Here is a 26,803-nt window from a genome sequence, read left to right on the forward strand (position 1 = left end):
TGCGTGCTCCGGGAGCCGTGCGCATGCCCGGTAGTCTCCGGGCCGCTGACCGGCGGGGTGAAAACGTTCCAGCGGGCCGGCGGCCGAAGCGGGCCGGCAAACCTGATGGGAGCAAGGCCGGGAAGCCCGCGGGGAGAACGCCGCTGCCTGCGGCCCTGGGCTTCCGTTCCCTGGTTCCCGGTCTTATCCGTGCCGGGTGGGATCTGCTGAAAAAGGGCAGCTGGCGGCTGCTTGCCGTGTACGCAGTCAGCCAGGCCCTGCCGCTGCTTCTGGTAAGCCCGCTGATCCATTGGATGTTTACCCAGGCCCTGTCCTCCACCGGGGTCCACGCCGTGAATTCAGCGTGGATTTCGGAGATGCTTGCCAACCGGGTGTCACTGGCGTGGGTTGTGGGTCTGAGTGTGCTTGCACTGCTCACCGTCTCCCTGCAGCTGAGCTTTCTAGTGCTTGCAGCTTCCCAGGTCCGTGCCGGCGGAAGCCTTCGACCCGCAGCGCTGATTGTCCGTCTTCGCCCGGTAGTCCGGCGTCTGGCGCGTCCAGGGTTCCTGCCCTTGGGCGCATACCTGTTCCTGGCCGTACCCCTGACGCAGGCAGGTTTCTTCTCGGTCCTCACCCACGCGGTTTCAATCCCCAATTTCGTTTCCGGGGAGATGCTGAAGTCCACCCAGGGGACGCTGGTCTACGTCGTCTTCCTTGTTGTGGTGGGCACCGTGGCGCTGCGCTGCTCCCTCGCGGTGCCGTTGTTTGCTGTGTGCGGAGTTCCCGGCGGCAAAGCTATGCGGCTGAGCTGGCGGGTTACCGGCCAAACTACCCCGGCGCTTCTGGTGGCCGGTGCTGCGGCTGCTGCCACAGGACTGTTTGCCGGAGCCTGTCTGGTGGTGCTTGCGCTGCTTCCTACGCTGGGTGCGGATCTGCTGCTGCCCGGCGCGGCTGCCGGAGTAGCGGCATTCAGCCTTGGTGCTGCCCAGGTTGCCGGTGTGGTCATTGCGGGTGGCTTTGTTCTTTTTGTTGCGGGAATGCTCCTTGAACTGACTGAACGCAGCATGCCCCTTCTTCCACCGGAGGTGCAGCCGCGCTGGAACGCGGATGCCACCCAACCTGCTGGTTCCGGAGGTGCAGCCGGGACGCCCGCTTCCGGCGGCCTTGGCGATGAGGGTTCCGTCGGCACAGATGCTGCGCCGGCCACTGGTACTGCTGTGGAGGCGGCTGTGCGCCCCGGTGTTGGCGCGGTCCGCACCTGGGTCGAACCAAAGCCCGCTGTTGCGCGCGTGGATGGTTCTGGCGAAGGCAGCAGCAGGCTCGAGGACAGCCTCCGCGGCAGCCGGCGGAAGCTGAACAGGACACGGGCAGCCGTGGCGGGCGCCGTCGTCGTACCTGCCCTGATACTCGGTGTGCTGAACCTTCCCGTCATGGACGGACTGCGGGAGGTTCCCCAGTCTCTGGTTCTGGGCCACCGAGGGTTTAGCGGCGGGGGAGTCGAGAATACGATTTCAGGTTTGCGTGCTGCTTCAGAGGCGGGTGCTGATCTTGTGGAGATGGATGTTATGCAGACGTCCGACGGCGAATTCGTGGTGATGCATGACGCGTCCCTGCAGCGTCTGGCCGGCCGGAATGCTGCTGTTGCTGATCTCACCCTTGCGGAGCTGACTTCGCTGACTGTGCACGACCAGTTTGGCCATACTGATTCGATTCCCTCGCTCCGGGAGTACATCCTTGCTGCCCAGGAGGCCAGTGAGCCCCTGTTGATTGAGCTGAAGCTGCACGGCGGTGAAACGGACGACTACGTCGAGCGTCTTGTTGCTGAGCTTGAAGGGCTGGATGCGCTCCACGAGAACATCTATCACTCACTCAGTCAGGAGAAAGCCGAAGAGCTTAAGCGTCTGCGGCCTGAGCTATATGTGGGTCTGACTCTTGCTGTGGCTGGTGTTGCGGCCCCAGAGACTACGGCGGATTTCATCGTTGTGGAGGAAGCTTCATATACGGATGCGGTTCGTGAGTCTGCGTGGGCGAACGGCAAGGACGTCTATGTGTGGACTGTGAATGGTTCTGATGCCATACGTAACATGCTCCGCGACAACGTTGACGGAATCATTACTGATCATCCGGATCTGGCCCTGCAGGACCGTCAGGCCATGGGCCCGGATGAGCTCATGAGTTCGAAGCTCTATGACGCGCTGATGCGGTTTGTGGTGATCTTTTAGCTGGGGTGGGCTCCGGCGCGGGCTGGGTGGTGGGGCGGGACCGGGTCCGCCGCAGGGAGGGGTCCGCCGAGGGGCGAGGCGGGGCCGGCGGGGATCGACTGGCCTTACCGAGCCCCCCGCCGTCGCAATTCCCCCTATGCGAGGGACATAAAGAGCTTTTCCATCTCTTTGCGGTCCAGGCTCGGGTCGTCGCTTGTGAGGCACTGTTCGAGTCCGGAAGCGATAATGGCGAATCCTGCCCGGTCAATTGCCTTGGACACTGCAGAGAGCTGCGTGACGATGTCCTTGCAGTCCCGTCCTTCTTCGAGCATGCGAGTGACCGCTGCCAGTTGTCCCTGGGCGCGCTTGAGGCGGTTGATGATCGGGGTTGTGTCTTCGCTGTCGAGCTGCATGGTTTCTCCTGTGCGGCGGTGTGCCGATGCCGGCACGATTCCCTCAATGCTATACCCCGGCGGGTAATTTGCATACCCCAGGGGGTATGCGCGATAGTGGATTCGCTGCCGCACAAAGGTTCGGCAGAGGAATCCATACGAGGAGAAAATCATGTGCCGTGCCGTAAAGTGCCGTAGCTGTGGCAAGTCGACCTGGGCTGGTTGCGGAAACCATGTACAGGACGTCATGCGAAACATTCCGAAGTCAGACCGCTGCACTTGTGACCGCAATGCACCTGCTCCGAAAGCGGAGAGCGCGGGCTGGCTGGCGAAGCTGTTCGGCCGGTAACCAGAGGGAAGCTGCAGCTCTCGGTCCTGGCGTGGTTTGATGCCGTGCATCGGGCCCGGTAGTCCCCGCCGAATCGTTTCGGAAGATCAGAAGGGTGGGGGCTCATCGTCTGGCCTGCCGGAACCCTGGGCGCGTTCGGTGGTGGCCGTTCCTGCTGAGCCGTCCTTGGTATCGCCGCTTCCGAGTCCATACCAGCGATTGGTATCGGAACCGGAAACGGAACTGTATCGGCCTTCGGCCACGGAGCCAGATCGCGCACCATTTTGGAGGCGGACCGTGGTCTCCTGGGTTGTGAAATCCAAGGCTGATTCTGTTCTGTAAGTCCGGCCGGTGGGTGAGTCCCATTCGATGGTTCCGGCCTCTGGTTGGCGTGCTTTCCAATGTCCGAGGGTTTTGAACCGGTGGTGTTTGGGACAGAGGTGTTCCAGGTTCGAATGATCGGTTGGTCCGCCGTGGGAGAAGGGTTTGGTGTGGTCGATCTCCGCGTGGGTGACGGTTACTGAGCAGCCGGGGAATCTGCAGGTTCCGTCCCGTGCTTGGAGCCAGCGTTTGAGCCCTGCCGGGATGCGGCGGGTGCGTCCGACGTTCAGGATTTCACCGGTGGCGGGGTCTTGGAGCAGAGGTGTCCAGTGCAGGGCCTCGAGGATCATGGCCCGTGCTGTCTCGGCGCTGATGGGGCCGTAGCCGTTGAGTTCAGCGGGGTTCTCGTCGATGCCGGCGAGGGTGTCAGCGTTGATCAGGACCATAGCTTCAGTGCGGACCTTCGAACGGTTTTGATTCCGGTTGCGGTGCCGTTCCGCCCGCCGCGGACGCTTGTTCGAGCGGGGCCCGGTAGCGGTGTCGGCTTTGCGTTCTGCAGGACTCCCGGCGCGGGACCCAGACCCCGGGGGAGTCTCGATCTCTGACTCGGTACGAGTGCTTAGATCGGTGGGAGTCTCGGTGTCCTCTGGTTCGCCTTGGAGGAGTGCGGTGAGGGTGTCGGCACGGAGCTGGTCCATTGTCCGTGGATCTCCGGTACGTTTGCCGGCCTTCGCGGCACCGGTGAGGGCAGCGAACATGGCCTGCCCCTTTTCAGCAGCGATGATCGCGCTGAGGCAGGACATACCATCGGGCAATGGTTGGAACATCACTCTGCGTTTGTCTTTCGCCTGCCGGTGACGAACCGGAATCAGATCCGGAAACCGCGACTCCCGAAGCCTCCGGGCACGGCGGCCAAACCCCGCAGCAGTCCTGCCCTCCGCCTCCGTGAGCAGATCACGCTCGAACGCGCCACGAACACTGAGCGCCCCGGCATCGGCAGGTGGGTTGGACTCGTCCGTGGTTGCATTTCCGGTGCCCGGATTGTTCGTGCCGCCATCGGTTCCTGCTTCGGTGCCGTTCCCGCCGTCGGCTCCGACTGCTGTGCCTGGTTCCCCGAGCCCGAGATCCAGCTGACCCGGATCCCCGGCAGAGTGCTTTTCGGCGGTGCCTGCCTCAGCCCGGCCATCGTCGCGCACTTCCGTATCCGGAACCTCAAGGACCTCCGTGGGGAGGTTGTGGGTCTCTTCGAGGATGATCCGGGCATGCTGCAGACCGATCTTTCCCTCAGCCAAGCGGGTAAGGGTCTCCGGAGCATCAGCACACAACCGGGAGGATTCACTGATCAGCTGCATCGCCGTCATGTGCGGAATGTTCAGGACAGTTGACGCTTAAGCAGCCGCGAGACTCAGGGCAAGGGCAGGTTCTTCACGGCCCGATGCATCGGCAATGTCCCGGGCAAAAAGCACCTCCAAGCGAGCTGCAACATGTGCCTGCTGTGCCTGCGCCCAGGAGATCAGCATGCCAAGGCGCTGCAAAGCGGAAACAGTCTCCTGATAGCCCAGAGACTCGGCACCACCGAACGACAACCTGCCAGCGAACCCCACCGGCAGAGTCTCTACCGGAGTCTCATCGGCCAGCGCAGGATCGGCGCAGAACACGGCGCTCCGTTCCCGGTCACGTGACCGGGAAAACGGTGTCTCCGAGGAGCGGTTCATACCCCAACTCTTTCAGCCGCCACTGACATTTCCGGGCCAAAATCAGCCCTTTTCGGGACCACCAACTACCGGTCAAATACTCAATTTTTTTGCCAAGGGCGCTATGGATTACTGGCGTCGAGTTGTCGCTCCAATCGCTGAACTCGAATGTGCACGGCGCAAGGTATTGGGCCCAGGATGGACGGCAGCGGAGGCCTTAGCGAAGGGATGCCGACAGACAGCAATGTGACTCACTGAGCTGGACATCAGAGTGGAACGGCATAGACGGCAGGTTACGGACAGGCAAGTCCCCGAATCGCGCAATGTGGGCCCACGAGAGCTGGACCCAGTAGGCCGCCGCTAACAGCGTCTCCGACGACCAGTCCCAGCCGTCCCCCCGACCCGGCCACGCCAAGCCAGCATTACGAAGCCCCGCCCCAACCCGACCTCCAGACCCGCCTGCAGAGCCCTAAAGCACAACCCCGTCAGGCAGGCCGGGCGCATCGAACTTCTGCCGTTCACACTCGGCACGCAGCGGCGGATAGGTTTCGGCAATCAAATCAAGAATCCGATTCCGCACAATCAAATATGCTTCACCAACACCGACAACACCTTTGAATTCCTTCAGCTCCTCCTCATAGGAAGTCTGTTTGTGCCGAAGGTAATTCACCGTCATCCGGTCACGCCGCGCCTGGGAAGTCCGGGGTCCGGCAGGAGACTGGCTGCGCCTCAAACGGGAATTGTAGTGATCCAGAGCTTTCTGCTGAACCTCACCCCAAGGTTCAGGAACAATACGCAGCTCCAGCGCCTGGGCGGCAGCAACGGCTTCTTTCTTTTTGGTGAGAGCACGCTCCCGGGCAGCAAGCTGGCGCTTGCGGGATGCCTCACGCGCCTTCTGGAATTCCCCGGTAGCTTCGACGGCTTCAACACGTTCCCGGGAATAGAGCTTCATCGGGGCTGCTTTACGCGAGAACGGATTCCGGGCAGTACGGTCAGGCTCCGGCAAGAACGTTTTGATTTGCGTTTCGGTCCAGCCGCGCTCCTTCTTCAAATCCGCAGCTATCAGGAAATCTTCACTGTTGGCAGGCTTCGGACGCGGCGGATGATGCTTCCCTCGGGACATTCAAAACTTCTTCGGTGGTGCGGACGGGTCGCCCTCAAGTCTAGTAAGGCGCCACACACAACGACGACGGCGCCCTCCGCAAGGCGCGGGAGGCGCCGTCGTTGTCAGACGCTAATCACAGGAACTGTTACGAACCCCCGTAAGCCCGGGGGAGCGGTATGCCGCGCTGCTCCATAACGAGCCGCAGCCGGGTGGGATAGTCCGTGATGATGCCGTCAACACCAAGATCGATGAGGTAGTTCATCGTCGCCGGCTCGTTTACCGTCCACGGAACGACTTTCAGTCCGGCTTCCTTCGCATCTGCAACCATCTGCCGGGTCACGGAGGTGTAGATCGGAGAGATCACGTCATACCCCTGGGCCGCTGCAGCCTTCACTGCAGACCCGTCGTAATCGTCAATGTCGATTCCGCCCAGGATCAGAGCAGCACCAGGCTGGCCGATCTCCAGGGTGGCCGGCACATCAACAAGCGCCACACGGTCCAGCCGCGGAGCCAGACGGCCCACCAGATTCAGCGCCGACCAGTCGAAGGACTGGATGGTCACACGGTCCGCCATGCCGGACCGCCGAACTTCACGGACAACGGCGCGGGTCAGAGCTTCCATACCCGGACCGCCGGCCCTGCCGTCTTCGACCTTGGTCTCGATATTAAAACCCACCTGCCGTGCCCTCAGCTCACGGGCCAGAGCAAACACATCCTTCAGCTCGGCAATCCTGTTTCCCTCCACAACCTGCTGCTCGGGATATCCCGGCAGCTGAGTGAATCCGCAGTCGAGGGTCTTCAACTGCGCCAGGGTGAGCGCGGCAACCCGGTCGCCAACGTAGGGGAAGTCAGGATCGTTGGCAGTCGCCGGTTCGGTATCCCGGCATTTGGTGCCAAGAATAACGTCGTCGTGCCAGACGACGACGGCGCCGTCCTCACTCAGGTGGGTGTCCAGTTCCAGCGTGCTAACCCCAAGCTCCAGGGAATGCCGGAAAGCGGCAAGGGATTCCTCCGTGTACTCCCCGCGGCCGCCACGGTGGGACTGCAGATCCAGTCCGTTCCGCTTCACCCCCGTCCGCATCTGCTCAACCATCACGTCGAAAATGTGCGTGTCCTCGTAGAACCCGCCCAGTTTCTCCGAACCCGGTCCCATGGCCGTCAATGGTACGTCCAGGGCAGTGTGGCCCTCCGTAGTCCAGTCCACGGAAAAGACCTGGTCTGAATTGGCTACCGGGAGCGGGCCGTCCTCAGCGGAGATTCCGTCGCCGGACTCATCCTCCGCGTCATTGAACGCTTCGATGGTCATGCCGCCGGTCTGGTGGTCCCCGACAACGATCAGCAGCGTGTTCCCGTCAGCTTCAGCGAAGTCGCGGGCCACTGCTACGGATTCCTCAAACGCGATGCCGGCCTTGATGGTCAGCTCGGCGTTGTTGACGTGGGCCATCGAGTCGATGCCCTCGTCCTCCACAAGGAGGAAAAACCCTTCACCCTCAGAGCCGCCGCCGTGACGCGCCTGCGAGGCAGGGGAGGAGAGGAGCTCAAGGGCCTTCTGCGTCATGGTGGTCAGCGGAACGTTCGGTTCGTAGATTTCCTCGACGTCGTCCCCGTACTGGAACATCTCCTCGTTGGCGAAGAGCCCCAGAACCTTGGGTCCCTGGGCCTGCAGGAGTCCCGCTTCATCCCAGACGTACTCGTAACCGTCAGCCTGTGCCTGCTCCACCAGGTTGACTGGTCCGGTACTTTCCTCTGCGGGATCCTCCGGTGGATTATCCGGATACTTGCCTGGATTGCCCACGGGATACCAGTGGTCTTCCCCTCCGCCCAGAATCAGGTCCGGCCGGCTGGATTCAAGGAACTGCCTCGCGATTTCGCTCTGTTCCCCGCGGTCTGCCACGTGCGAGCCGAATGCTGCCGGCGTCGCGTCCGTGACCTGGGCAGTGGTTACCAGCCCGGTGGATTTGCCAAGGGCCGCCGCGATCTCAAGTGCCGTTGGCACCGGAACCCCGTTGAGGTCGACGCCGATAGCCCCGTTGTAGGTCTTCACTCCGGTGGACATGGTGGTGGCGGCCGCTGCGGAGTCGGTCACGAAGGTTTCCGGATCCGCTGAATTGGTGTGCACCAGCCCCAGCTCGGGGAGCGAGTCCATCACCAGTTCGCCGGTGAGGCCCACATGGGAGAGTCGGATGGCGTTGCGCTGGGCTGTGCCCATGCCGTCACCGACCATCAGGATAATGTTCCTGGCTCCCTGCGGTTGGTCGGGCCTCGGTTTTTTGGGACCGTGATCCTTCTTGTTCCCGGCCTGCTCCAGCGATGCCGGTTCTGCTGCCGCGTCCGGTGGACCGTCGGCCAAACCGGCCCCGCCGCTGCAGCCGGAGAGGATCAGTCCGCCCAGTATCGCCGTCGTTACTGTCAGTTTTCCCTTGTTCATTTGTGGATTCCCGTCTCAGAGTGCGCGAGTGGTGACGCATTCCCCCCAATCAAGTGGGTTCACCCTTTCGGCACGCCTGAGCCAGTGTCAACAGCGGAAGCCCGAATGCGCCCGCGCGTGCTCATGACGGCGGAACGCCTGTGCGCTATTCGAACCGGGACGGGTCTCCGGTTCCGTGCCTGACGACTTCCGCGACACCGCTGGAATAGTCGATGACGGTAGTCGGATCCGGTCCGCAGTATCCCGCATCCACCACTGCATCCAGCTGATTTCCAAGGAGGTCCTGGATCTCCCACCCCTCAGTAAGGGCTTCTTCCTGCCCGGGCAGAAGCAGCGTGCTGGAGAGTATGGGCTCACCGAGGTCCTCAAGCAGGGCCAGCACTACCTTGTTGTCCGGTATCCGCACCCCAACGGTCTTCTTCTTCGGGTGCAGCAGGCGGCGGGGCACTTCCTTGGTTGCAGGCAGGATGAACGTATAACTGCCCGGGGTCACCGCTTTGATCTCCCGGAAGACGTCATTGTTGACCTGGACGAATTGGCCCAGCTGGGCAAAGTCTCGGCACATGAGCGTGAAGTGGTGCTTGGAATCCAGTTCCCGGATAGCGCGGATCCGGTCCAGCGCCTCGCGGTTGCCGATCTGGGCGCCCAGGGCGTAGCAGGAGTCTGTAGGGTAGGCGATCAGCCCGCCGTCCCGGAGCACTGCAGTGATCTGGGAAATGGTGCGGGGCTGGGGATTATCCGGGTGAACATCGAAGTATCTGGCCATGTGCTGAGCTTACGCGTACTGCCCTGCCAGCTGCCCGAAACGGAACGGGTCCATGCCGGCAGGTCCGCCAACCGGGTCCGTCCCGCCGCCGCGGCCCGGACCGCCGGGGAACGCTTAAACCGAACCGGTGGACTGGCTCAGGGTATGCATTGCAGCCTGCAGCCCGTCGGATGTCCGGGAAACCACCTGTGCCAGTTCCGTCTGGCCGGCCAGATCCACCAGCGACTCCGGGTTCAGCGCCTCCACCACTGAGACGGTGCCACCGGGATCTTCACGGATAACAACGTTGCAGGGGACCGCGACGCCGATTGCCCGGTCCAGCTCCATAGCCTCGCCAGCCAGCTCGGTGTTACAGGTTCCCAGGATCCGGTAGTTGAGCATCCAGTCCGGCGCATCCGTGCCCAACTGGGCTGCGAAGTCTGAGTCGCTCATGATGTCGAACCCATGGGCGGCGAGGGACTCCTTGGTCAGGCGAACGGCTTCCTTGAACGGGGCCCGCACAGCAACGGTGTAGGTGTTTTCCATGGGACAGCCCTCTCGGCTCTGGCCGCCGGCCGGTTACCCGGCGGCTCCACAGCCAGCATAGGACCGCGGCAGGGGCCAAAAACAGGTCCCGCGGGCAACCGGGAGCAACTCGGAATGACCGGCGGCAATGCCGTGAGTGGGGAGGGATGGACGACGACGGCGGCACGCTGGATACTGCCGGTAGGCCCAGGCGGCGCAAGCGGTGCGGAACGCGGGGCGGGGACAGTGCCGGCGGACCAACCAGGCGGCGACCGAACCGGTACCGAACATGCCAGACACGGAACAGGTCAGGCGGCGCCCATCAGTAGCAGAACAGACCAGTTACAGACCAAGCGCAGAACAAACAGGGGCTTAACATGCAGGAATCCGAACCCTACACACGGGCCGAGAAGCTGCTCATGGGACTTGAATTCAGCACCGGCGCCGCCGCTCTCGTCTCCGGGATCCTGCTCGTAGTCCGGCCCGGCGGATCCTTCCTCCACTCCGGCCCTTGGGTACTCCGGCGCACACCGTTCAGCAGCTGGCGTGTTCCCGGACTACTGCTGGCTGCAGGGTGCGGGGGCGGCTACCTGATCGCCGGCACTCTGCAGCTCCTGCGGCACCCCGCCGCTCCGCTGGTCTCCGGAGCAGCAGGCACAGCACTGGTCGGCCTGGAGGTCTGGGAAACCGGAGTCATCGAGTTCCGGCCACTGGAAACGCTGTATTCGGCCATCGGCGGAGCCGTTGCGGCCCTGGCCCTGCGGAACGCCGTCGAGACCAGAAGGAACTGCTTGAGCCCGGGCTGACGCAGCCGGAGGGTGGGCCCAGCGGAGGCCCGCCGGGCCCTGGCAGGGCCGCCCTGCTCTGCCTCGGCGCCATGATTGGGATCCCGTGCCCCCTCGGCGCAGAGCGCAAACGGCATCGGTGTGCTCGTTCTCTTCGCCTCCCTGAGGGCTGCCGGAGCCTAGGAACCGCCGTCTTCGATGCTGATCATCCAGCTCGTTCCGAACCGGTCAGTCAGCATTCCGAAAACATCGCCCCAGGGTGCCCGCTCCAGCGGCAAGGTCATCTGCCCGCCGTCGAGCAGCTTGTCCCAGTATCCGCGCAGATCTTCACCGTCGTCGCCGCTCAGCGAGATGGAATAGCTGCTGCCCTCATCCAGGTTCATGCTGTTGGGAGTGTCCGAGGCCATCAGGACAAAACCCTTGTCCGTGGTCAGGGCGGAATGCATGATCTTGTCCGCCTCGGACGGATCTTCGCTGGCGTGCATCTCCCCGAAGGTGGAGCTCTCCAGGGTTCCGCCGAAAACGTCCTGGTAGAAGGCCATGGCTTCGGCTGCATTGTCGCGGAAACTCAGGTAGGGATTCATCTGGCTGGCCATGGAAGGTCCTCTCAAGGTGTTTGGGGCCGGCGTGAGCCGGTGTGTGAAAAAGTATGCACTTGGCCACACCGGCGTGGAAGGGGGTGCCCGGATTCGCCCTGCGCTTCCGCGGCCTGGCGGGTTTTCTGCGCTGCAAACCTTTCTGTTCACCCCCTGAAACCGGCGTAGCGTTGGGTAGTTGGGTTAGGCAACCTAATTGAGGGACTGAAACGGAATACGGAGCGCACGGTGCCGCAAGAGGGCGAAAACAAGGATCTGCCGGACAGGGTAGAACGGGCTGGCAGCGAAAAACTGCCCGGGGCCGGGAGCCGGGACCCGGGCGGCACAGGTGTCCGCCGGTTGTGGACCAGGGCCTTCAGCCTGGCCATCGCGGTCAACTTTTTCATCTCCCTGGTCTTTTACCTGCTGATGACATCCATGGCCCTCTACGCGGTGGAACGGTTCGGAGCATCCGATACGGCAGCCGGGCTGACCGCAGGCTCGTTTGTCCTCGGGGCCCTGGCGGCAAGGCTTTTCGCCGGTAAGTTCCTCGACTTCGTCGGCCGGCGAAGGATGCTGCTGATTGGGCTGCTCCTCTACACCGTGGCGGCCCTGTTCTACATTCCGGCGGGCAGCCTCGGGGTCCTCATTACCATCCGGGTGCTGCATGGTGCCGCGTTTGGCCTGGCCAGTACAGCAATTTCCGCCTCCGTAATGGGGCTGATTCCCGCGGGGCGCCGCGGGGAAGGAACGGGGTACTTCTCCATCTCGAACACCCTGGCCACCGCCGTCGGACCCTTCCTGGCAGTTCTGCTGGTGGACCGCACCAGCTACGACGTGCTGTATATGGTCACGACGGTGTGTGCTGCCGCGTCGCTGCTTATTGCACTGGCGCTCAAGCTTCCGGAACGAACGCTTACCGCTGCCGAGACTGCTGCGAAGTGGCGCATGCGCCCGGGTGATTTCTTCGAACCCCGTGCAGCAGCGATCGCTTCGGTGATGCTCGTGGCGGGCGTGGCGTACTCCGGGGTCCTCACCTTCCTGAACTCCTACGCCCAGGAAAAGGACATGGTGGCCGCGGCGTCGGCATTCTTCCTGATCTACGCCGGGATTGTGTTCGTCTCCCGTTTCATCGTCGGCCGGCTCCAGGACACCCGCGGGGACAACGCCGTCGTGTATCCCATCCTGGCCTCGTTTGCCGTCGGACTTGGACTGCTGGCCTGGGCACCGAATACCACTGTGCTGGCCCTCGCCGGAGCCTTTGTGGGGATGGGCTTTGGAGCCCTGATGCCCACAGCCCAGGCGATTGCCGTCACCGTGGCTCCGGACCACCGGATCGGAATCGCCACATCCACCTTCTTCCTGATCCTCGACGCCGGCATTGGCCTGGGCCCCTTCCTGCTGGGCCTGCTTATCCCGCTCACGGGGTTCTCCGGCATGTATGCGGTCCTTACGGCCGTTGTGGCGGCCGCGATGGTCCTTTACCACTTTGTCCATGGACGGTTTACCAGCCGCAGGGCCGCTGCCTGAGCCCGTCAGGGGTGGACAACCGCCGGCCGGGGCGGGAACGGCCCTACGGGCAACGCTGACACGGGGACTTGCAGCAGGTAGCCTGCCAAGCATGGCGGCCAAAGCAACCACCCTTTCAGTGCCCGGACCCCACGGTGTCCGCGAGGTTCGAATCTCCAGTCCGGACCGCGTGCTGTGGCCGGAATCCGGCTTCACCAAACTGGACCTGGCCAACTACATGGTGGCTGTGGGCGGGGCCTTCACCGCAGCAAACGGCAACCGGCCGCTGTCCCTCCAGCGTTTTCCCGGCGGCATCGACGGGGAACAGTTCTTCTCCAAGAACCCGCCCAAAGGCGCCCCGGATTATGTCCGGGACGTGATGGTGGTTTATCCAAGTGCCCGTTCCCATCCACAGCTGGTCATCGACGAACCGGCGGCAGCGGTCTGGGCTGTGCAGATGAACACCGTGGTGTTCCACCCCTGGCCCTCTCTGGCAGGGGACCCGGACAACCCGGACCAGCTGCGTATTGACCTGGACCCCCAGCCCGGCACAGATTTCGACGACGCCGTCCCCGCTGCGGTTGCCCTGCGCGAAGTGCTGGCCGAAGCAGGGCTGGAGGCCTTCATCAAAACCTCGGGCAATCGGGGACTGCATGTTTTCGCCCCGATTGAGCCGGTGCGCGAATTCCAGGATGTCCGGCACGCCGTCATTGCCGCTGCCCGCGAGCTGGAGCGCCGGATGCCGGATGAGGTAACCACGTCATGGTGGAAAGAGGAGCGCGGCGAGAAGGTGTTCGTGGACTTTAACCAGGCCAACCGGGACCGGACCATGGCCGGTGCCTACAGCCCGCGCGCGCTGCCGCATGCACCCGTCTCCACTCCCATCACCTGGGAGGAGCTGGAAAGCGTTGATCCCCGGAACTTTACGGTGGTAACAGTTCCGGACCGGCTGGCGGAGTCCGGGGATCCGTGGGCCGGATTCGGGGACCGGCAGGGCAGCATCGACACGCTGCTGCAGTGGTGGCAGCGGGATCTGGACAACGGCTTGGGCGAGCTGCCCTTCCCGCCGGATTACCCGAAGATGCCCGGCGAACCGCCGCGGGTGCAGCCGAGCAGGAGGAAAATGGACCTGCCTGAGGATTGAAGTGTGAGGATCATCACGGTGCTTTCCGGGAAGCGTAATGCCGGCGGCGGTGTTAACAACCACTGGTAACTTCGCCAACCAGAAAGTGTCTCCATGAGCAACAGCACCACCCAGACCAGCCAGGATCAGTTCGTCGTGGACAGCGAAGCCCTCGACACCCTCTTCCTGGAAGCGCGCACCGCCAACACGTTCAGCTCCGAACCGGTGACCGAGGAGCAGATGCGGGCCATCTATGAACTGACCAAGATGGGTCCGACGTCAATGAACATCCAGCCGATGCGCATCACCTGGGTGAACTCCCCGGAAGCACGCGAACGCCTGGTGAAGCACATGGCCGAGGGAAACCAGGCCAAGACCGCGTCCGCCCCGGCGGTGGCCGTGCTCAGCTTCGACACCGAATGGCATGAAGGCTTCCCGACCTTCTTCCCGCATGCTGCAGACCGCAAGGCCATGTTCGACGGCAATGCCGAACTGCGCAGCATCATGGGCAACAACAACGCCCACATGCAGGCCGCGTACTTCATCATGGCCGTCCGTTCCGTCGGCCTCGCAGCCGGTCCGATGGGCGCGTTCGACGCCGCCGGAATCGACGCCGAGTTCCACGCCGGCAGCAACCGCCGCACCTTTATGGTCATCAACGTGGGCAAGCCGGGCGAGAACCCCTGGTTCGACCGCCTGCCCCGCTACGACTACGACGAAGTGACCGTCACGCTCTAAGCGCGGATACAACTGGAAAGGGCCGGCAGCCGCCGGCCCTTTTTGCTGCCCGGAAGCCTTGCCCGCCCTGCCCGCCTTCCGCCCCCGGCGTGCCCGGTGGGACGATTGCATAGGCCGGAGAGCAGGGGATATGGCAACCATCTCAGTAGTGATACCCGCACGGAACGACGGCGCGTTCCTCGAGAAGTGCCTGGCCGCACTGGCACAGCAGACCCGGGCGCCAGAGGAAATCGTGGTCGTGGACAACGATTCCACCGACAACACAGCGGCGGTCTGTGAGGCTGCCGGGGTCCGCCGAGTAGCTGAGTCCCTTCCAGGAGTCGCCGCCGCGACGGCTTGCGGACTGGACGCCGCGGGCTGCGAGCTGCTGGCCAGGCTGGACGCCGATTCGGTGCCGCCGCCCGACTGGCTCGAACGGATCGAAGCCCTTGCGGAAGCAGCCGGCCCCCTCACCGTGGTTACCGGTCCCGGGAACTTCTACGGCGGAAACCGGTACACCCGGTGGATCGCAGAACACCTCTACATAGCCGGCTACCGCTGGTCAATGAACCTGCTGATGGGCCACCCGCCCATCTTCGGTTCCAACTTCGCCCTCCCGGCATCCATGTGGAAACGCATGCGCGAGGGGGTGCACCGCTCCAGTTCCCGGATCCACGACGACCTTGATCTGAGCTGGCAGGTGGCACCGGACATGGACGTCCTCTGGGTGGACTCACTGCGTGTGGGGGTTTCCGCCCGCCCGCTTGAGAGCTGGTCCGGGCTGGGCCGGCGGCTGTCCATGGCCTGGACCACTTTCGCCACCGACTTCCGCCAGCAGGGTCCCCTGGAGCGACGAAGGCTGCGGCGGCAGTGGCAGGCAGAACACCGGCCCGGGGGTGCCTACGGTGCGGCGGGCGGAGCCGCATCCGCGTAGAGGGCCAGCAGATCGCGGGCCAGTTGGTTGGGCGCGGTCTCGCAGGGACTGTGTCCGCCGCGGTACACGGCCAGCCGGCCCTTGATAGCCCGCGCAAACCCGGCATGGACACGGTTGGGCCATACATCGTGTTCGCCAACCGCCACAAGCTTCGGCAACGGCTGGGCGGCCAGCTGGGGACGGACGTCCGGCACGTTCCGCATCAGCGTGATGATGTCCCGGATGGACTGCCTGCGGGTGTACCCGAAGCGCCTGCGCACAAAATCCATTCTGGACGGCGGCACCCGGGCGAAGTTCCGTTTCACACCCCAGACAATCAGGTCCGCGCTCACCGGGCCGGAAACCAGCGGGGAGAACGGGCCGAGGATCCTGACGGAACGGAAAGCCAGCCCCGGTTCCGGAGGCGCACTCATCAGGGTCAGAGTACGGAACCTGTCCGGACGGCGCAGCAGCGCCAGCCCGGCAACTACACCGGCAAAGGAATACCCCAGGACATGCGCCGGCTCACCTAGCAGGTCCAGTACCGAGAGCAGATCCTCCACAAAGAGGTCATAGTCGTAGTGCTGACGGGGCGGGATGAGGTTCTCCGGCCCTGCAGCGGCGGATTCATACTGGCCGGAAAGGTCGTAGGACAGCACGTAGTAACCCTGCGCAGCCAGCAGCGGCATCAGCAGCGAGAAGTCCTCCTTTGATCCCATAACTCCGGGAACCAGCAGGACCGGCGTCCGGCCCGGCTCACCCATGGCAGACGCGGCGAGTTTTCCGCTGGGGGCGTCCAGACCAAGCCGGACTGCACCCGGGGGCAGAACCGACCAGTCAATGGAACCCAGCTGGGAATCAAGTTCGGCTGCCGGCGGGACGGCAGTGCCGTAGGCAGCGGCGTCGGACGCCTTTGGAGCCTCACCATCCGGAAGGGCCATACCTAACGATAGCCAGCGCAGGTGCCGCGTCGAAGGTGTTCGCACGCCTTTACAGCCCGCAGCGGCGAGATCAGAATTGCCGGAACGGACTTTCAACGTCCGGCCCGGACAGCCCGGTACAGGAGAACCAGTCATGGAAACACCCCAGCCCCGCTTCGATCCGGCCCGGGAGCTCAAGGACCGGCACCGCCGGATGTGGGCGCTGGGCGACTATAAGAGCGTAGCCGGAGAAGTGGTGCCCGAACTGGGTGCGGTCCTGGCAGCCGAGGCCGGAATCGGCCCCGGGGATTACGTCCTTGACGTAGCTGCAGGAACCGGAAACGCCTCCATCCCCGCAGCGCTGGCCGGCGCCCGGGTGGTTGCCCTGGACCTGACACCGGAGCTGCTTGAGGCAGGCCGGGGTATTGCCGGAGACCAGGGCGCGGAACTGGAGTGGATTCAGGGCGATGCCGAGGACCTGCCGTTCCAGGACGGCACATTCGACGCCGTGATGTCATGTGTAGGGGTGATGTTCGCTCCGGACCACCGGCAGGCAGCGGCGGAACTCCTGCGGGTCTGCCGTCCCGGGGGCACAATAGCCCTGCTGAACTGGACCCCCGAAGGGTTCATTGGAGAGCTGATCGCCATTATGCGTGACTACCAGCCGCCGCAGGCTGCCGTTCCGGGGCCGCCGATGTGGGGGAGGGAAGATTACGTGGCCGGACTGTTTGAATCCGGGGCGCTGGAAGACTGGCGGAGCCGGAAGCAGATGGTCACGGTGGACAGATTCGAGAACCCGGAGCACTTCAGGGAATTCTTCAAGGAGAACTTCGGACCTGTGGTCGGGGTCTACAGCGGTCTGGGGGACGACATTGAGCGCAGTGCAGCCCTGGACCGGGAGCTGTCTTCCCTGGCTGAACGCCATGCACGCAGCACCGCGAACGGCATCGAGATGGACTGGGAGTACCTGCTGGTGCGGGGAACCGCAGCCGGTTAGCCGCCTGCAGCCGCGGTCGCGGCTTCCGCGATGGTTTTCCTAGCTGCCCGGAGCAGGGGATAAACTGCCATTGCTGTCCCGTTCCCAGCCAAGGAGTCGACTGTGCCCCCGAAACGCCGGCCCAACAAGTACGTTTACCGCTCCATTGTGTTCGCCGGAGTGGCGGCGGTGAAGCTGTTCCGGGTGAAGGTAATTCCCTCCGGACTTGAGCACCTGCCCCAGGACGGGCTGGTCAGGGGACTGAACCGCAAAGTGGAGCCCGGCAAGGGTGCCGTAGTGGCTGTCACGCATTTTGGCTACCTGGACTTTGTGTTCGCCGAATACCTCCTGTGGAAACAGCTGAAGGTACATATGCGCTTCCTGGTGACCAAGAAGGCAGCCCGCAAGAAGTTCGTCGCTGCCGTCTGCGACTGGTGTGAGCATGTGGTGGTTGACCGCTCAAACGGCGCAGCCGCGTACACGGAATCGGTGGAGAAGCTGCACAAGGGTGATTACCTTGCGGTGCTGCCCGAAGCCGGCGTGAGCCGCAGCTTCACGGTGCGGACGCTAAAGACCGGGGCTGTGCGCATGGCGGCCGAGGCCGGCGTGCCGATCATCCCGGTCTCGGTCTGGGGCGGACACCGGATGCTCACCCGCGGACACGGCCTGAGCCTGAAGGCAGTTTGGAAGACCCCGGTCCGCATCCACATTGGCGAACCGCTGAAGATTAGTCCGGATGCCTCAGTTACCGAGGAGACTCAGCGGCTGCAGGAGATCCTGCAGGCCGGGATTGACGAGTGCATTGACACCTACCCCGAAAAGGCACCCGACAGCGCCTGGTGGATGCCGGTGAGCCGCGGCGGATCTGCCATGACTCCCGAAGAGCAGGTGGTCCTGGACGAAGCGGACCGCGCCAAGTACAAGATCACGGGCTAGGGCAGTGGATCCGGCGGCGCTCGGCCCAAACCTGCCCGGTGCCGAACTGACCGGCCAAGCTGCCCCCGTAAAGACCCGGTTGGCTGACGGCCGAGAGCTGCTCTATTTTTTCGACGCCGGGATCCCGGTTGATCCGGCGCTGCCGCCCGACACCCGCGACCTGCCCCCGCGCCCAGGAACACCACGGATGCGGTACGACCGGCTGCTGGGCGAGTGGATTTCCTATGCCGAACACCGGCAGACGCGCACCCACCTTCCGCCGGCTTCACAGTGCCCGCTGTGCCCCTCAGGCCCGGATCGAGCCACCGAGATCCCTGCGGCCGCATACGACGTCGCCGTCTTCGAGAACCGTTTTCCCTCCTTTGGTCCCGGCACCGGTCCGGCTGACGACGCCGCCGGCAATCTTGAAGCGCCGGCTGTTGGGCGCTGTGAGGTAGTTGCGTTTTCCCCGGAGCACACCGCGTCCTTCGCGGGACTGGGCCTGGAACGGGCGCGGACTGTAGTTCGGGCATGGATTCACCGGACCGCTGAGCTCTCCGGCATTCCCGGAGTTGGCCAGGTTTTCATCTTTGAGAACCGGGGTGCTGAAATCGGGGTCACGCTCCACCATCCGCACGGGCAGATCTACGCCTACCCGTTTCCGACGCCGCGGACCCTGCGCCAGCTTGAATCGGCGCAGGCCTATCGTGACAAGACCGGACGCGACCTCTTCGGTGACCTGCTGGCCGCGGAGCTGCAGGAAGGCAGCAGGGTAGTGGCCCGCGGACGCCGGTGGACCGCCTACGTTCCCTACGCAGCAAGGATGCCGCTGGAGGTCCACGTAGTGCCGCACCGGAGTGTTCCGGACCTGGCCGCGCTCACGGAGGAAGAACGGGAAGAACTTCCGAGGATTTACCTGGACATCCTGCGCCGGATCGAAGCCCTGTATCCAACCCCGACGCCGTACATCGCCGCCTGGTACCAGGCGCCCGTGGAGCATCCCGGCAGGGATTCCTACCGGCTGCACCTGCAGGTGACGTCGCCGCGGAGAGCGGAGGACAAACTGAAATACCTCGCGGGGTCCGAGGCCGCAATGGGAGCGTTCATAGCCGACGTGAGTCCGGAGCAGACCGCTGCACGGCTCCGGGCGGCGGTGCCGGCACCCGATCACGGCACAACTGCAGGAGAGCCGTCATGAACACCGCGGCAGCCTTCAGGGACCTCTACGGCTATGCGCCGGCGGGCATCTGGTCCGCTCCCGGACGGGTGAACCTGATCGGGGAGCACACCGACTACAACCAGGGCTTTGTTTTTCCGCTGGCAATCGACCGCCGGGCCCGGATTGCCGCAGCCCCGAGGCAGGACGGACTCCTCCGCCTCGCCACCACGGCCTCCGGGGACCCGGCAGAAGTCCAGGTGGCTGAACTGGCTCCCGGGCGCCTTGCAGGCTGGAGCCGCTACGTGGCTGGGGTGCACTGGGCTCTGGGGATCCGCGGTGTGCGGGTACCGGGAATGGATATCCTGCTGGACTCAGACGTTCCGGTGGGAGCCGGACTCTCCTCCTCGGCTGCCGTGGAGTGTGCCGCGGCATTGGCGGTTCAGGAACTTGCCGGATCAGAGCTGTCCCCCGAGGACCTGGTGCTGGCATGCCAGCAGGCGGAGAACGAATTTTCCGGTGCTCCCACCGGGATCCTGGACCAGTCAGCGTCCCTGCTGTCCGAAGCCGGCCATGGCCTGTTCCTCGACTGCGGCACGCGTGCGCACCGGCTGGTTCCGCTGGATCTGGCAGGGGAGGACATGTCCCTGCTGGTCATCGACACCAAAGTCAGCCACGCCCACGATTCGGGCGGGTACGCTGAGCGCCGCCGTGACTGCGAACGCGCCGCAGAAGCTCTGGGTGTGCCGTCGCTGCGGGAGCTTACCCTGCCGGACCTCGTGCTGGCCGCCCCGCGGCTGGACCGGAAGGCTTATCAGCGGGCCAGGCACGTGGTCAGCGAGAACGCGAGGGTGCTGACCGCCGTCGCGCATCTTGAAGCAGGCCGGCCCATCCGTGGTCTGGGGCAGGTCCTGGCCTCCAGCCATGAATCGCTGCGCGATGACTTTGAGGTCTCCTGCCCGGAGCTGGACCTTGCAGTTGAAACGGCGACGGCGGCCGGGGCGCCCGGAGCGCGCATGACCGGCGGGGGTTTTGGCGGCTCAGCCGTGGTACTGGTCAGCCAGCCCGAGGCGGGGCAGGTTGGTAACGCAGTGGTGCGCGCGTTCGCGAGGGCCGGATACGACGCGCCTGACGTGTTCGCCGTCGAGCCCGGGCCCGGAGCGCACAAAGACACCTGAGGATCCGGAGACCGGCAGGCAGCAGTGCGGCCGGGACGCACAAAAGGACGGGTGCGGCAGTCTGGCTGCCGCACCCGTCCCTTATGCTGCTGCCGCCTAGGCGTTTGCCTGGGCAGCTACCGCGTCGCGGACCGGAGTCTGCCCATTGATGAATTCGATGAACTGCCCAACCGTGCCCGGCTGCTCAAGAACTTCAGCCGCCACTGCCGCAACGTCGGCGCGGGAAACACTGCCGTCCTGGCCGGGGCCCGTGCTGATGCGGCCGGTCCCGGGATCATCAGTCAGCGCGCTGGGACCAAGAATGGTCCAGTCAAGGCCGCTGCGGCGCAGATGCTCATCAGCTGCGGCCTTCGCCTCGGCGTAAGCGTAGAAGCCGTTGTCCGGATCAACGCCGTGGTCCTTTCCGGCGCCCATGTAGGAGACCATGACGTAGCGCTGTACGCCTGCCTGCTCTGCTGCCTCCATGGAACGGATGGCTGCGTCCCGGTCCACTGCGTAGGTCCGTTCGGGGGAGCCGCCGCCGGCTCCGGCGGACCACACCACGGCGTCGTGCCCGCCCAGCAGTGCAGCGAGCTCCGGGGTGTCCAGCTTTTCGACGTCGGCCACAACCGGCTCAGCACCGGTGGCAGCCACCTCGGAAACGTGGTCTGGGTTCCGGAAGAGCGAGGACACCTGGTGTCCGTTCGCCGCGAGATCCTTTGCCAGCTGCAGTGCCACCTTGCCATGTCCGCCAATAATTGCGACGCGTGCCATGTTGCTCCTCTCGTCGGGGTCGTACAGGAAGCATAAGCATACTGATGGTCACCCAGAGGGGCCGTTCTGCCGCTGGCTGAACCGCAGACGCCGCCTCCCGGTGTCCTATCCCGGCGGAGCGAAGGCGGGTATCCGCAGCGGGGATGGTCTGTGCCGCGGCCGGGAACTAGTATCCAAAAGTGCCCGGACCCACCCCAATCCAAGCGCCGGGCCCACGGGCGAAAGGACAAACATGCCGACTGCCACCGCGGAAGCAGATCTCACCGTCCAGACCACCGAGGGGCCAGTCCGTGGACGGCAGACGGATCACGCCCGGGTGTGGAGGGGCATCCCGTATGCCCAGCCCCCGGTGGGCGCCCTGCGGCTGCGGCTGCCGGTTCGCCCCGAGCACCGCAGCGGCGTGCTGGATGCGGGGAGCTTCGGCGCCTGGGCACCCCAGACCATCCGGCGGATCCTGCCCGGCGCGGACGCGAAAACACCCATGAGTGAAAACTGCCTGACACTGAATGTTGCTGCCCCGGCGGCGCCCGCCGATGCGCCGCTTCCCGTTCTGGTCTTCATTCACGGCGGAGCATTCACCACCGGATCCGCTGCCATGGACCTGGTCGACGGCGCCCGGCTGGCGGCGGCGGGAAACGTCCTGTTCGTTTCGATGAATTACCGTCTGGGTGCGCTCGGATTTATGGACTTCCGCGCCTACTCGACTCCTGAACGCACCTTTGATGTCAATGTTGGCCTGGCTGACCAGGTGGCAGCCCTGGAATGGGTCCGCCGGAACATTGCGGCCTTCGGCGGGGACCCGGAGAACATCACCCTGTTCGGTGAATCCGCCGGTGCGGCATCGGCGCTGACACTGATGTGCGTCCCGGCAGCCGCTGGTTTGTTCCACCGGACGTTCCTGCAGAGCCCGGCTCCGGGGGCGGCGTACGGCCCGGACCTGGCTTCCCAGTGGGCGGGGGAGTTCCTGGCCGTGCTGGGCACCGGTCCCGGCGGCGCCGCCGAAGCCTTGTCCGGCCTCCCGGCGGCCACACTGGTGAAAGCCCAGGATGAGCTCAGCGGCAGGATTACTCCGGAGACCCGGCCCGGGGCGCTGTGCCCCGCACCGGTAGTGGACGGTTCTTTCCTTCCCCTGCACCCGCTGGAGGCCTTCGAGAAGGGCCGTGCCCACAAGGTGCCCATGGTGATCGGAACCATGGAGAACGAAGGGGCGTTCTTCAGCAGGCTGCACAATATACTCCCGACGTCCCCGGAACGGATCGAGCGGATGTTTGAACTGACGGACCCGGGGAGCCGGGACCGGGTCGCTGCCGCCTACCGCGGATATCCGCACCGCCGCCAGGCAATAGAGCTGGGCGGTGACGCTGTGTTCTGGTACCCCAGCGTGCAGGCTGCCGAAGCGCACTCCGGCCACGCACCAACCTGGTCCTACCGGTTCGACTATGCACCGCGCGCGGCCCGGGCGGTGCACCTGGGCGCCACGCACGGCATGGATCTGATGGCGGTTTTCGGCACGTACGACGGCGGTGCCGGGCGGATGCTGCTCAGTATGGGCAACCGGCGGACCGCAGTGAACGTGGGCCACAGGTTCCAGTCGGCGCTGCTTCGCTTCGCTCGCAGCGGCGCGCCCGGACCGATGTGGCCGCACTACGATGCGACGTCGCGCCGCACCAAGATCTTCGACCGGTATGACCGGATTGAACTCGACCCGCGCTCGGTCCGCCGGCGAGCCTGGGACGGGTACCAGGGTTACCGGTAGCTCCTTTCCGTCCGGTCTTCCGGCTGCCGGACGCCGCATAAGATTGAGGGTATGACCGCCACTCTTGTAGCCCGCAATCTATCCGGCGGTTACGCCCACCGTGTCCTGTTCTCAAACCTGTCCCTGACCGTTGCCCCCGGCGACGTCGTTGGTGTGGTGGGAAGCAACGGCGCCGGCAAATCCACGCTGCTGGGACTGCTCGCCGGAGCGGCAGTGCCCTTTGAAGGGACCGTTGAGCGCCATCCGACTGACGCGTTCGTGGGATGGATGCCGCAGGAACATGAACGCGTTGAGGGCGAAACCGTGGCAGGCTACATAACGCGGCGCACCGGCGCAGCCGCTGCCACGGCAGCAATGGAAGCCGCTGCGGAAGGCCTCGGAACCGAATCAGCACAGGCGCAGGACGAGTACGCAGCCGCCCTGGATGCCTGGCTCGCGTCCGGCGCCGCAGACCTGGAGGACAGGATGCTGGCGGTCCTGGCCGACCTTGGCCTCGAGCTTGGGACCGATGCGCAGATGACCGGCCTTTCAGGCGGACAGGCAGCCCGGGTAGCTCTCGCCGCACTGCTTCTGAGCCGCTTTGACATAGTCCTGCTGGATGAACCGACCAACGATCTGGATTTGGACGGCCTGGCCCGCCTGGAGGACTTTGTCCGCGGGCTGCGGGGCGGGGTTGTGCTGGTTTCCCATGACCGGGAGTTCCTGGCCCGCTGTGTCACCCGGATCGTTGAACTTGACCTGGCCCAGAACCAGGTGGCCGTGTACGACGGCGGTTACGACGCTTTCCTGGAGGAGCGCGCAGTCGCCCGGCGGCACGCGCGCGAAGCCTACGACGAGTTCGCCGGCCGGAAGGCTGAGCTGGTCGCGAAGGCAAGGACCACCCGCGAGTGGAGTTCCCAGGGCGTGCGCAACGCCATGCGGAAGTCCCCGGACAATGACAAGATCCGGCGCCGGGCGAGTATGGAGTCCTCCGAAAAGCAGGCACAGAAAGTGCGCCAGATGGAGTCGCGCATCGCCCGGCTGGACGAGGTGGAAGAGCCGCGGAAGGAATGGCAGCTGCAGTTCTCGATTGCTGCGGCCCCCCGCTCCGGCTCGGTGGCGGCCGTCCTCAACCAGGCCGCAGTAAGGCGCGGTGACTTCGCTTTCGGCCCGGTTTCCCTCCAGGTAAATGCCGGCGAACGAATCGGCATCACCGGACCCAACGGGGCGGGCAAATCCACCCTGCTTTCCCTGCTGCGCGGCACCCTGGCGCCGGAGGAAGGATCGGCGTCGCTGGGTGCGGGAGTAGCACTGGGCGAGATCGACCAGCTGCGCACCCAGCTACCTGCCGGGGAGCCCCTGGCGGCAGCCTTTGAGTCCAGCGTCCCTGAGATGAACGCAGGGGAAGTCCGGACCCTGCTGGCCAAGTTTGGGCTGAAGGCGGACCAGTCTGGAACCAAAGTCGGTGCACTGTCCCCGGGTGAACGGACGCGTGCAGCCCTGGCCCTGCTCCAGGCACGCGGGGTGAACCTGCTGATCCTGGACGAACCCACCAACCATCTGGACCTGCCGGCAATCGAGCAGCTCGAAGAAGCACTGGAGTCCTACACGGGAACGCTCCTGCTGGTGACCCATGACCGGCGGATGCTTCAGAATGTCCAGCTGGACCGGCTCTGGACCGTGGAAGACGGCAGTGTTGCAGAACGTTAAGCGACAGCCCGGAGCGTGCAGGCGTTAACTGGGTGAGTTTGCCCGGGTGTGATAGAAGTTCTTTAAGGGCGGCAACTGCCTTGTGTGAAATAGGCAGTTCCGCCGCGTTGCGGGGGAAAGAAGTTCCTATGGCTTTGATGAGCGCCACCATGCGTGCCCAGCCTCGGTCTCAGCGGTCTCAGGGCGCGCGTGCAGCCAGGACACCCGGTGCACTGCGCCGGCTGGATGCTGCCGTACTTCTGGTGGTCTGGATGCTCTGCGCCCTGACCGAATGGGATACGACGGCCAAAATCCTGCTGAACGTAGCCGCCGTCGGCCTGCTCTGCCTCAAGGAGCTGGCCGTGCACCGCTATCTCCTGCGCAACCCTATGCCGCACACACCCTGAACAGTTCCGGCTAATGCCGCCGCACCGGATCCCTCTCCGGTGGCCGGGCATATACAGCCGGCTCTGGTTCCTGCCTGCCCCGAGGTCTATCGTGGGTAAGCGCGGAACCGGCCCCTGACACCCGGCTTACCCGAGCCCCGGAGCCTGCACCGCCCGTGGAAGCAGGTGAGCGAATGTCCCTGGACATATCAGCACTCGAGGTCGAAACAGCAAATGGCTGGGTTCGCGGCATTGTTGAAGACGGTGTTCGTACCTGGCGCGGGATTCCCTACGCGGCACCTCCACTGGGAGAGCTGCGGCTTCGTGCCCCGGTTCCTCCCGAGCCCTGGACGGGAGTGCGTGACGCATCCGAGTTCGGTGCGATTCCACCGCAGTCCCGCGGGCTGGCGCTGACCGGTTCCCGCCGGCGGCCGCTCATGAGCGAAGACTGCCTGACGGTGAATGTCAGCGCCCCGCTTGACCAGGACCAGACCGGACTGCCGGTGCTCGTTTATCTTTACGGCGGCGCGTTCAGCTCAGGCTCCTCAGCGGTACGTACCTACCGCGGCGCGAACCTGGTGCGCACCGGGGAAGTGGTGTACGTCTGCCTCAACTACCGGATCGGTGCCCTCGGGTTTATGGACTTCACGTCCTTTTCAACCCCCCAGCGGCCCTTCGATTCAAACCTCGGCCTGCGGGACCAGGTCGCGGCGCTGGCCTGGGTGCAGGAGAACATCGCGGCCTTCGGCGGGGATCCGGACAACGTCACTATCTTCGGAGAGTCGGCGGGCGGCATTTCCGTTACCGCCCTGATGTGCATCCCCTCCGCCGCCCCCTATTTCCATAAGGCGTTCGCCCAAAGTCCCGCACCGGCCGGGGCCTACTATCCGGACATGCACGAGAGGTGGGCACTGGATCTGCTGGAAATCCTGCGCGTGGATGAATCCAGGGCCGCCGAAGTGCTTTCCCGCATCCCTGCGGGCAAGCTTGTCAGCGCTATCCAGAAAATGACCAGCAAGATTGGCCCGGTCCAGCAGCCGGGTTCGCTGAGCGTTTCGCCGGTGATCGACGGCGAGTTCCTGCCGCGGCATCCCATTGACACCTATCTGGACGGCGAATCGGCCCCCAAGCCCCTGGTGCTGGGAACCATGGCCCAGGAAGGCGCGCTGTTTGCCAAGCTGGATAACATTCTGCCCTCCACTCCGGCCCGGCTGGAACGCATGTTCGCCGGCACGGACCCCGCGGCGATGGCACGCGTGACCGCCGCGTACCCCGGGTACCCGTCGCGGGACCAGTCCGTGGAAATCAGCGGCGACCTGGTTTTCTGGTACCCCAGCCAGATGGTCGCCGAAGGCCACTCCAGGGTAGCTCCCACCTGGATCTACCGCTACGACTACGCCACCCGGCTCATGAACCTGCTGGGCTTTGGTGCCACCCACGCCTTTGACGTTCCGGTCATCTTCGGGGAAACCAATGAACGGACCATGAGGGCCCTGTCCCTGCTGGGCGGCATGGATGAACTGCGTGAACTCTCGGCACGGTTCCAGGGCTCCCTGCTCAGCCTGGCCCACCGGCATCTGCCCGGGGAGGACTGGCCGCGGTATGAGGAGGAAAAGCGCCACACCCGGATCTTCGACCGGCAGGACCGGATCGAATCCGACCCCTTCCCGGAGCGGCGCCGCGCCTGGGAGGGGTACCGCGGTTACATCTGAGCCGGTACTGTTCCACAAGCCCTATGTCCACGATTGAGGAGCC

Annotated in this window: 24 protein-coding genes; 14 read left to right on the forward strand and 10 right to left on the reverse strand. The window is 64.6% G+C overall.

The features are described from left to right. Positions 1-23 precede the first annotated feature (23 nt). Positions 24-2,201 (forward strand): glycerophosphodiester phosphodiesterase family protein, encoded by a 2,178-nt coding sequence (locus tag ACWGQ2_RS07350; protein WP_452015792.1) that lies wholly within the window; start codon positions 24-26, stop codon positions 2,199-2,201. 134 nt (positions 2,202-2,335) lie between these two features. On the opposite strand, the gene ACWGQ2_RS07355 is transcribed toward ACWGQ2_RS07350, so the two are convergent. From ACWGQ2_RS07355 to ACWGQ2_RS07385, 7 genes are all read right to left on the reverse strand, one after another. Beyond that, complete coding sequence (locus tag ACWGQ2_RS07355) at positions 2,336-2,593, reverse strand: metal-sensitive transcriptional regulator (protein WP_452015795.1); 258 nt, start codon at positions 2,591-2,593, stop codon at positions 2,336-2,338. A 414-nt stretch (positions 2,594-3,007) separates the two neighbouring features. Then, positions 3,008-4,582: a DUF222 domain-containing protein gene (locus ACWGQ2_RS07360; protein WP_452015797.1), complete on the reverse strand. Its 1,575-nt coding sequence runs from the start codon at positions 4,580-4,582 to the stop codon at positions 3,008-3,010. Between the two features lie 27 nt (positions 4,583-4,609). Further along, positions 4,610-4,936 carry a hypothetical protein gene (locus ACWGQ2_RS07365; RefSeq protein ID WP_452015799.1) on the reverse strand — a complete coding sequence of 109 codons (327 nt, stop codon included), beginning with the start codon at positions 4,934-4,936 and terminating at the stop codon, positions 4,610-4,612. Between the two features lie 448 nt (positions 4,937-5,384). Next, a complete protein-coding gene (locus ACWGQ2_RS07370) occupies positions 5,385-6,038 on the reverse strand; it encodes a hypothetical protein (protein WP_452015801.1) in 654 nt (217 codons plus the stop codon). A gap of 127 nt (positions 6,039-6,165) precedes the next feature. Then, positions 6,166-8,448, reverse strand: a complete 2,283-nt coding sequence (locus ACWGQ2_RS07375; RefSeq protein ID WP_452015803.1) for an alkaline phosphatase — start codon at positions 8,446-8,448, stop codon at positions 6,166-6,168. 145 nt (positions 8,449-8,593) lie between these two features. After that, positions 8,594-9,214, reverse strand: coding sequence for an L-threonylcarbamoyladenylate synthase (locus ACWGQ2_RS07380; protein WP_452015805.1), 621 nt, complete (start codon positions 9,212-9,214; stop codon positions 8,594-8,596). Positions 9,215-9,328: 114 nt separating this feature from the next. Beyond that, positions 9,329-9,739 (reverse strand): DUF302 domain-containing protein, encoded by a 411-nt coding sequence (locus ACWGQ2_RS07385; RefSeq protein WP_452015807.1) that lies wholly within the window; start codon positions 9,737-9,739, stop codon positions 9,329-9,331. A gap of 356 nt (positions 9,740-10,095) precedes the next feature. On the opposite strand from ACWGQ2_RS07385, the gene ACWGQ2_RS07390 reads away from it, so the two are divergent. After that, a complete protein-coding gene (locus ACWGQ2_RS07390) occupies positions 10,096-10,524 on the forward strand; it encodes a hypothetical protein (protein WP_452015809.1) in 429 nt (142 codons plus the stop codon). A 158-nt stretch (positions 10,525-10,682) separates the two neighbouring features. Here the strand turns inward: ACWGQ2_RS07390 and ACWGQ2_RS07395 are convergent, their stop codons facing one another. Further along, the gene (locus ACWGQ2_RS07395; RefSeq protein ID WP_452015811.1) at positions 10,683-11,099 is read right to left on the reverse strand and encodes a VOC family protein; all 417 of its coding nucleotides are present in this window, start codon (positions 11,097-11,099) and stop codon (positions 10,683-10,685) included. A gap of 228 nt (positions 11,100-11,327) precedes the next feature. On the opposite strand from ACWGQ2_RS07395, the gene ACWGQ2_RS07400 reads away from it, so the two are divergent. From ACWGQ2_RS07400 to ACWGQ2_RS07415, 4 genes are all read left to right on the forward strand, one after another. Continuing rightward, the gene (locus ACWGQ2_RS07400; RefSeq protein WP_452015813.1) at positions 11,328-12,608 is read left to right on the forward strand and encodes an MFS transporter; all 1,281 of its coding nucleotides are present in this window, start codon (positions 11,328-11,330) and stop codon (positions 12,606-12,608) included. Positions 12,609-12,699: 91 nt separating this feature from the next. Next, positions 12,700-13,731, forward strand: coding sequence for a non-homologous end-joining DNA ligase (ligD, locus tag ACWGQ2_RS07405; protein WP_452015815.1), 1,032 nt, complete (start codon positions 12,700-12,702; stop codon positions 13,729-13,731). Positions 13,732-13,824: 93 nt separating this feature from the next. After that, the gene (locus tag ACWGQ2_RS07410; RefSeq protein ID WP_452015817.1) at positions 13,825-14,448 is read left to right on the forward strand and encodes a malonic semialdehyde reductase; all 624 of its coding nucleotides are present in this window, start codon (positions 13,825-13,827) and stop codon (positions 14,446-14,448) included. A gap of 130 nt (positions 14,449-14,578) precedes the next feature. Next, positions 14,579-15,361 (forward strand): glycosyltransferase family A protein, encoded by a 783-nt coding sequence (locus tag ACWGQ2_RS07415; protein ID WP_452015819.1) that lies wholly within the window; start codon positions 14,579-14,581, stop codon positions 15,359-15,361. Here ACWGQ2_RS07415 and ACWGQ2_RS07420 read toward each other — a convergent pair. Next, positions 15,328-16,281 carry an alpha/beta fold hydrolase gene (locus ACWGQ2_RS07420; protein WP_452015821.1) on the reverse strand — a complete coding sequence of 318 codons (954 nt, stop codon included), beginning with the start codon at positions 16,279-16,281 and terminating at the stop codon, positions 15,328-15,330. The two genes, ACWGQ2_RS07415 and ACWGQ2_RS07420, sit on opposite strands and share 34 nt — an antisense overlap. Positions 16,282-16,414: 133 nt before the next feature. Here ACWGQ2_RS07420 and ACWGQ2_RS07425 point away from each other — a divergent pair, with 133 nt between their 5' ends. The 4 genes from ACWGQ2_RS07425 to galK all read left to right on the forward strand — a co-directional run bounded on the left by ACWGQ2_RS07425 (position 16,415) and on the right by galK (position 20,485). Beyond that, positions 16,415-17,257: a class I SAM-dependent methyltransferase gene (locus ACWGQ2_RS07425; RefSeq protein WP_452015822.1), complete on the forward strand. Its 843-nt coding sequence runs from the start codon at positions 16,415-16,417 to the stop codon at positions 17,255-17,257. Between the two features lie 102 nt (positions 17,258-17,359). After that, complete coding sequence (locus ACWGQ2_RS07430) at positions 17,360-18,172, forward strand: lysophospholipid acyltransferase family protein (protein ID WP_452015824.1); 813 nt, start codon at positions 17,360-17,362, stop codon at positions 18,170-18,172. 79 nt (positions 18,173-18,251) lie between these two features. Further along, entirely contained in the window at positions 18,252-19,349 is a 1,098-nt protein-coding gene (gene galT, locus ACWGQ2_RS07435) for a galactose-1-phosphate uridylyltransferase (protein ID WP_452015826.1), read from the forward strand. Next, on the forward strand, positions 19,346-20,485 hold the full coding sequence (gene galK / locus ACWGQ2_RS07440) for a galactokinase (protein WP_452015828.1): 1,140 nt from the start codon (positions 19,346-19,348) through the stop codon (positions 20,483-20,485). The genes galT and galK overlap by 4 nt, the downstream gene beginning before the upstream one ends. A 96-nt stretch (positions 20,486-20,581) precedes the next feature. On the opposite strand, the gene ACWGQ2_RS07445 is transcribed toward galK, so the two are convergent. Next, complete coding sequence (locus ACWGQ2_RS07445; protein ID WP_452015830.1) at positions 20,582-21,238, reverse strand: SDR family oxidoreductase; 657 nt, start codon at positions 21,236-21,238, stop codon at positions 20,582-20,584. Between the two features lie 232 nt (positions 21,239-21,470). Here ACWGQ2_RS07445 and ACWGQ2_RS07450 point away from each other — a divergent pair, with 232 nt between their 5' ends. From ACWGQ2_RS07450 to ACWGQ2_RS07465, 4 genes are all read left to right on the forward strand, one after another. After that, the gene (locus tag ACWGQ2_RS07450; protein ID WP_452015832.1) at positions 21,471-22,994 is read left to right on the forward strand and encodes a carboxylesterase/lipase family protein; all 1,524 of its coding nucleotides are present in this window, start codon (positions 21,471-21,473) and stop codon (positions 22,992-22,994) included. A gap of 51 nt (positions 22,995-23,045) precedes the next feature. After that, positions 23,046-24,683 (forward strand): ribosomal protection-like ABC-F family protein, encoded by a 1,638-nt coding sequence (abc-f, locus tag ACWGQ2_RS07455; RefSeq protein WP_452015834.1) that lies wholly within the window; start codon positions 23,046-23,048, stop codon positions 24,681-24,683. A 128-nt stretch (positions 24,684-24,811) separates the two neighbouring features. Beyond that, positions 24,812-25,069 carry a hypothetical protein gene (locus tag ACWGQ2_RS07460; RefSeq protein ID WP_452015836.1) on the forward strand — a complete coding sequence of 86 codons (258 nt, stop codon included), beginning with the start codon at positions 24,812-24,814 and terminating at the stop codon, positions 25,067-25,069. Between the two features lie 173 nt (positions 25,070-25,242). After that, complete coding sequence (locus tag ACWGQ2_RS07465; RefSeq protein WP_452015838.1) at positions 25,243-26,760, forward strand: carboxylesterase/lipase family protein; 1,518 nt, start codon at positions 25,243-25,245, stop codon at positions 26,758-26,760. Positions 26,761-26,803: the final 43 nt, after the last annotated feature.

The sequence above is a fragment of the Arthrobacter sp. NPDC055585 genome (assembly GCF_053619115.1).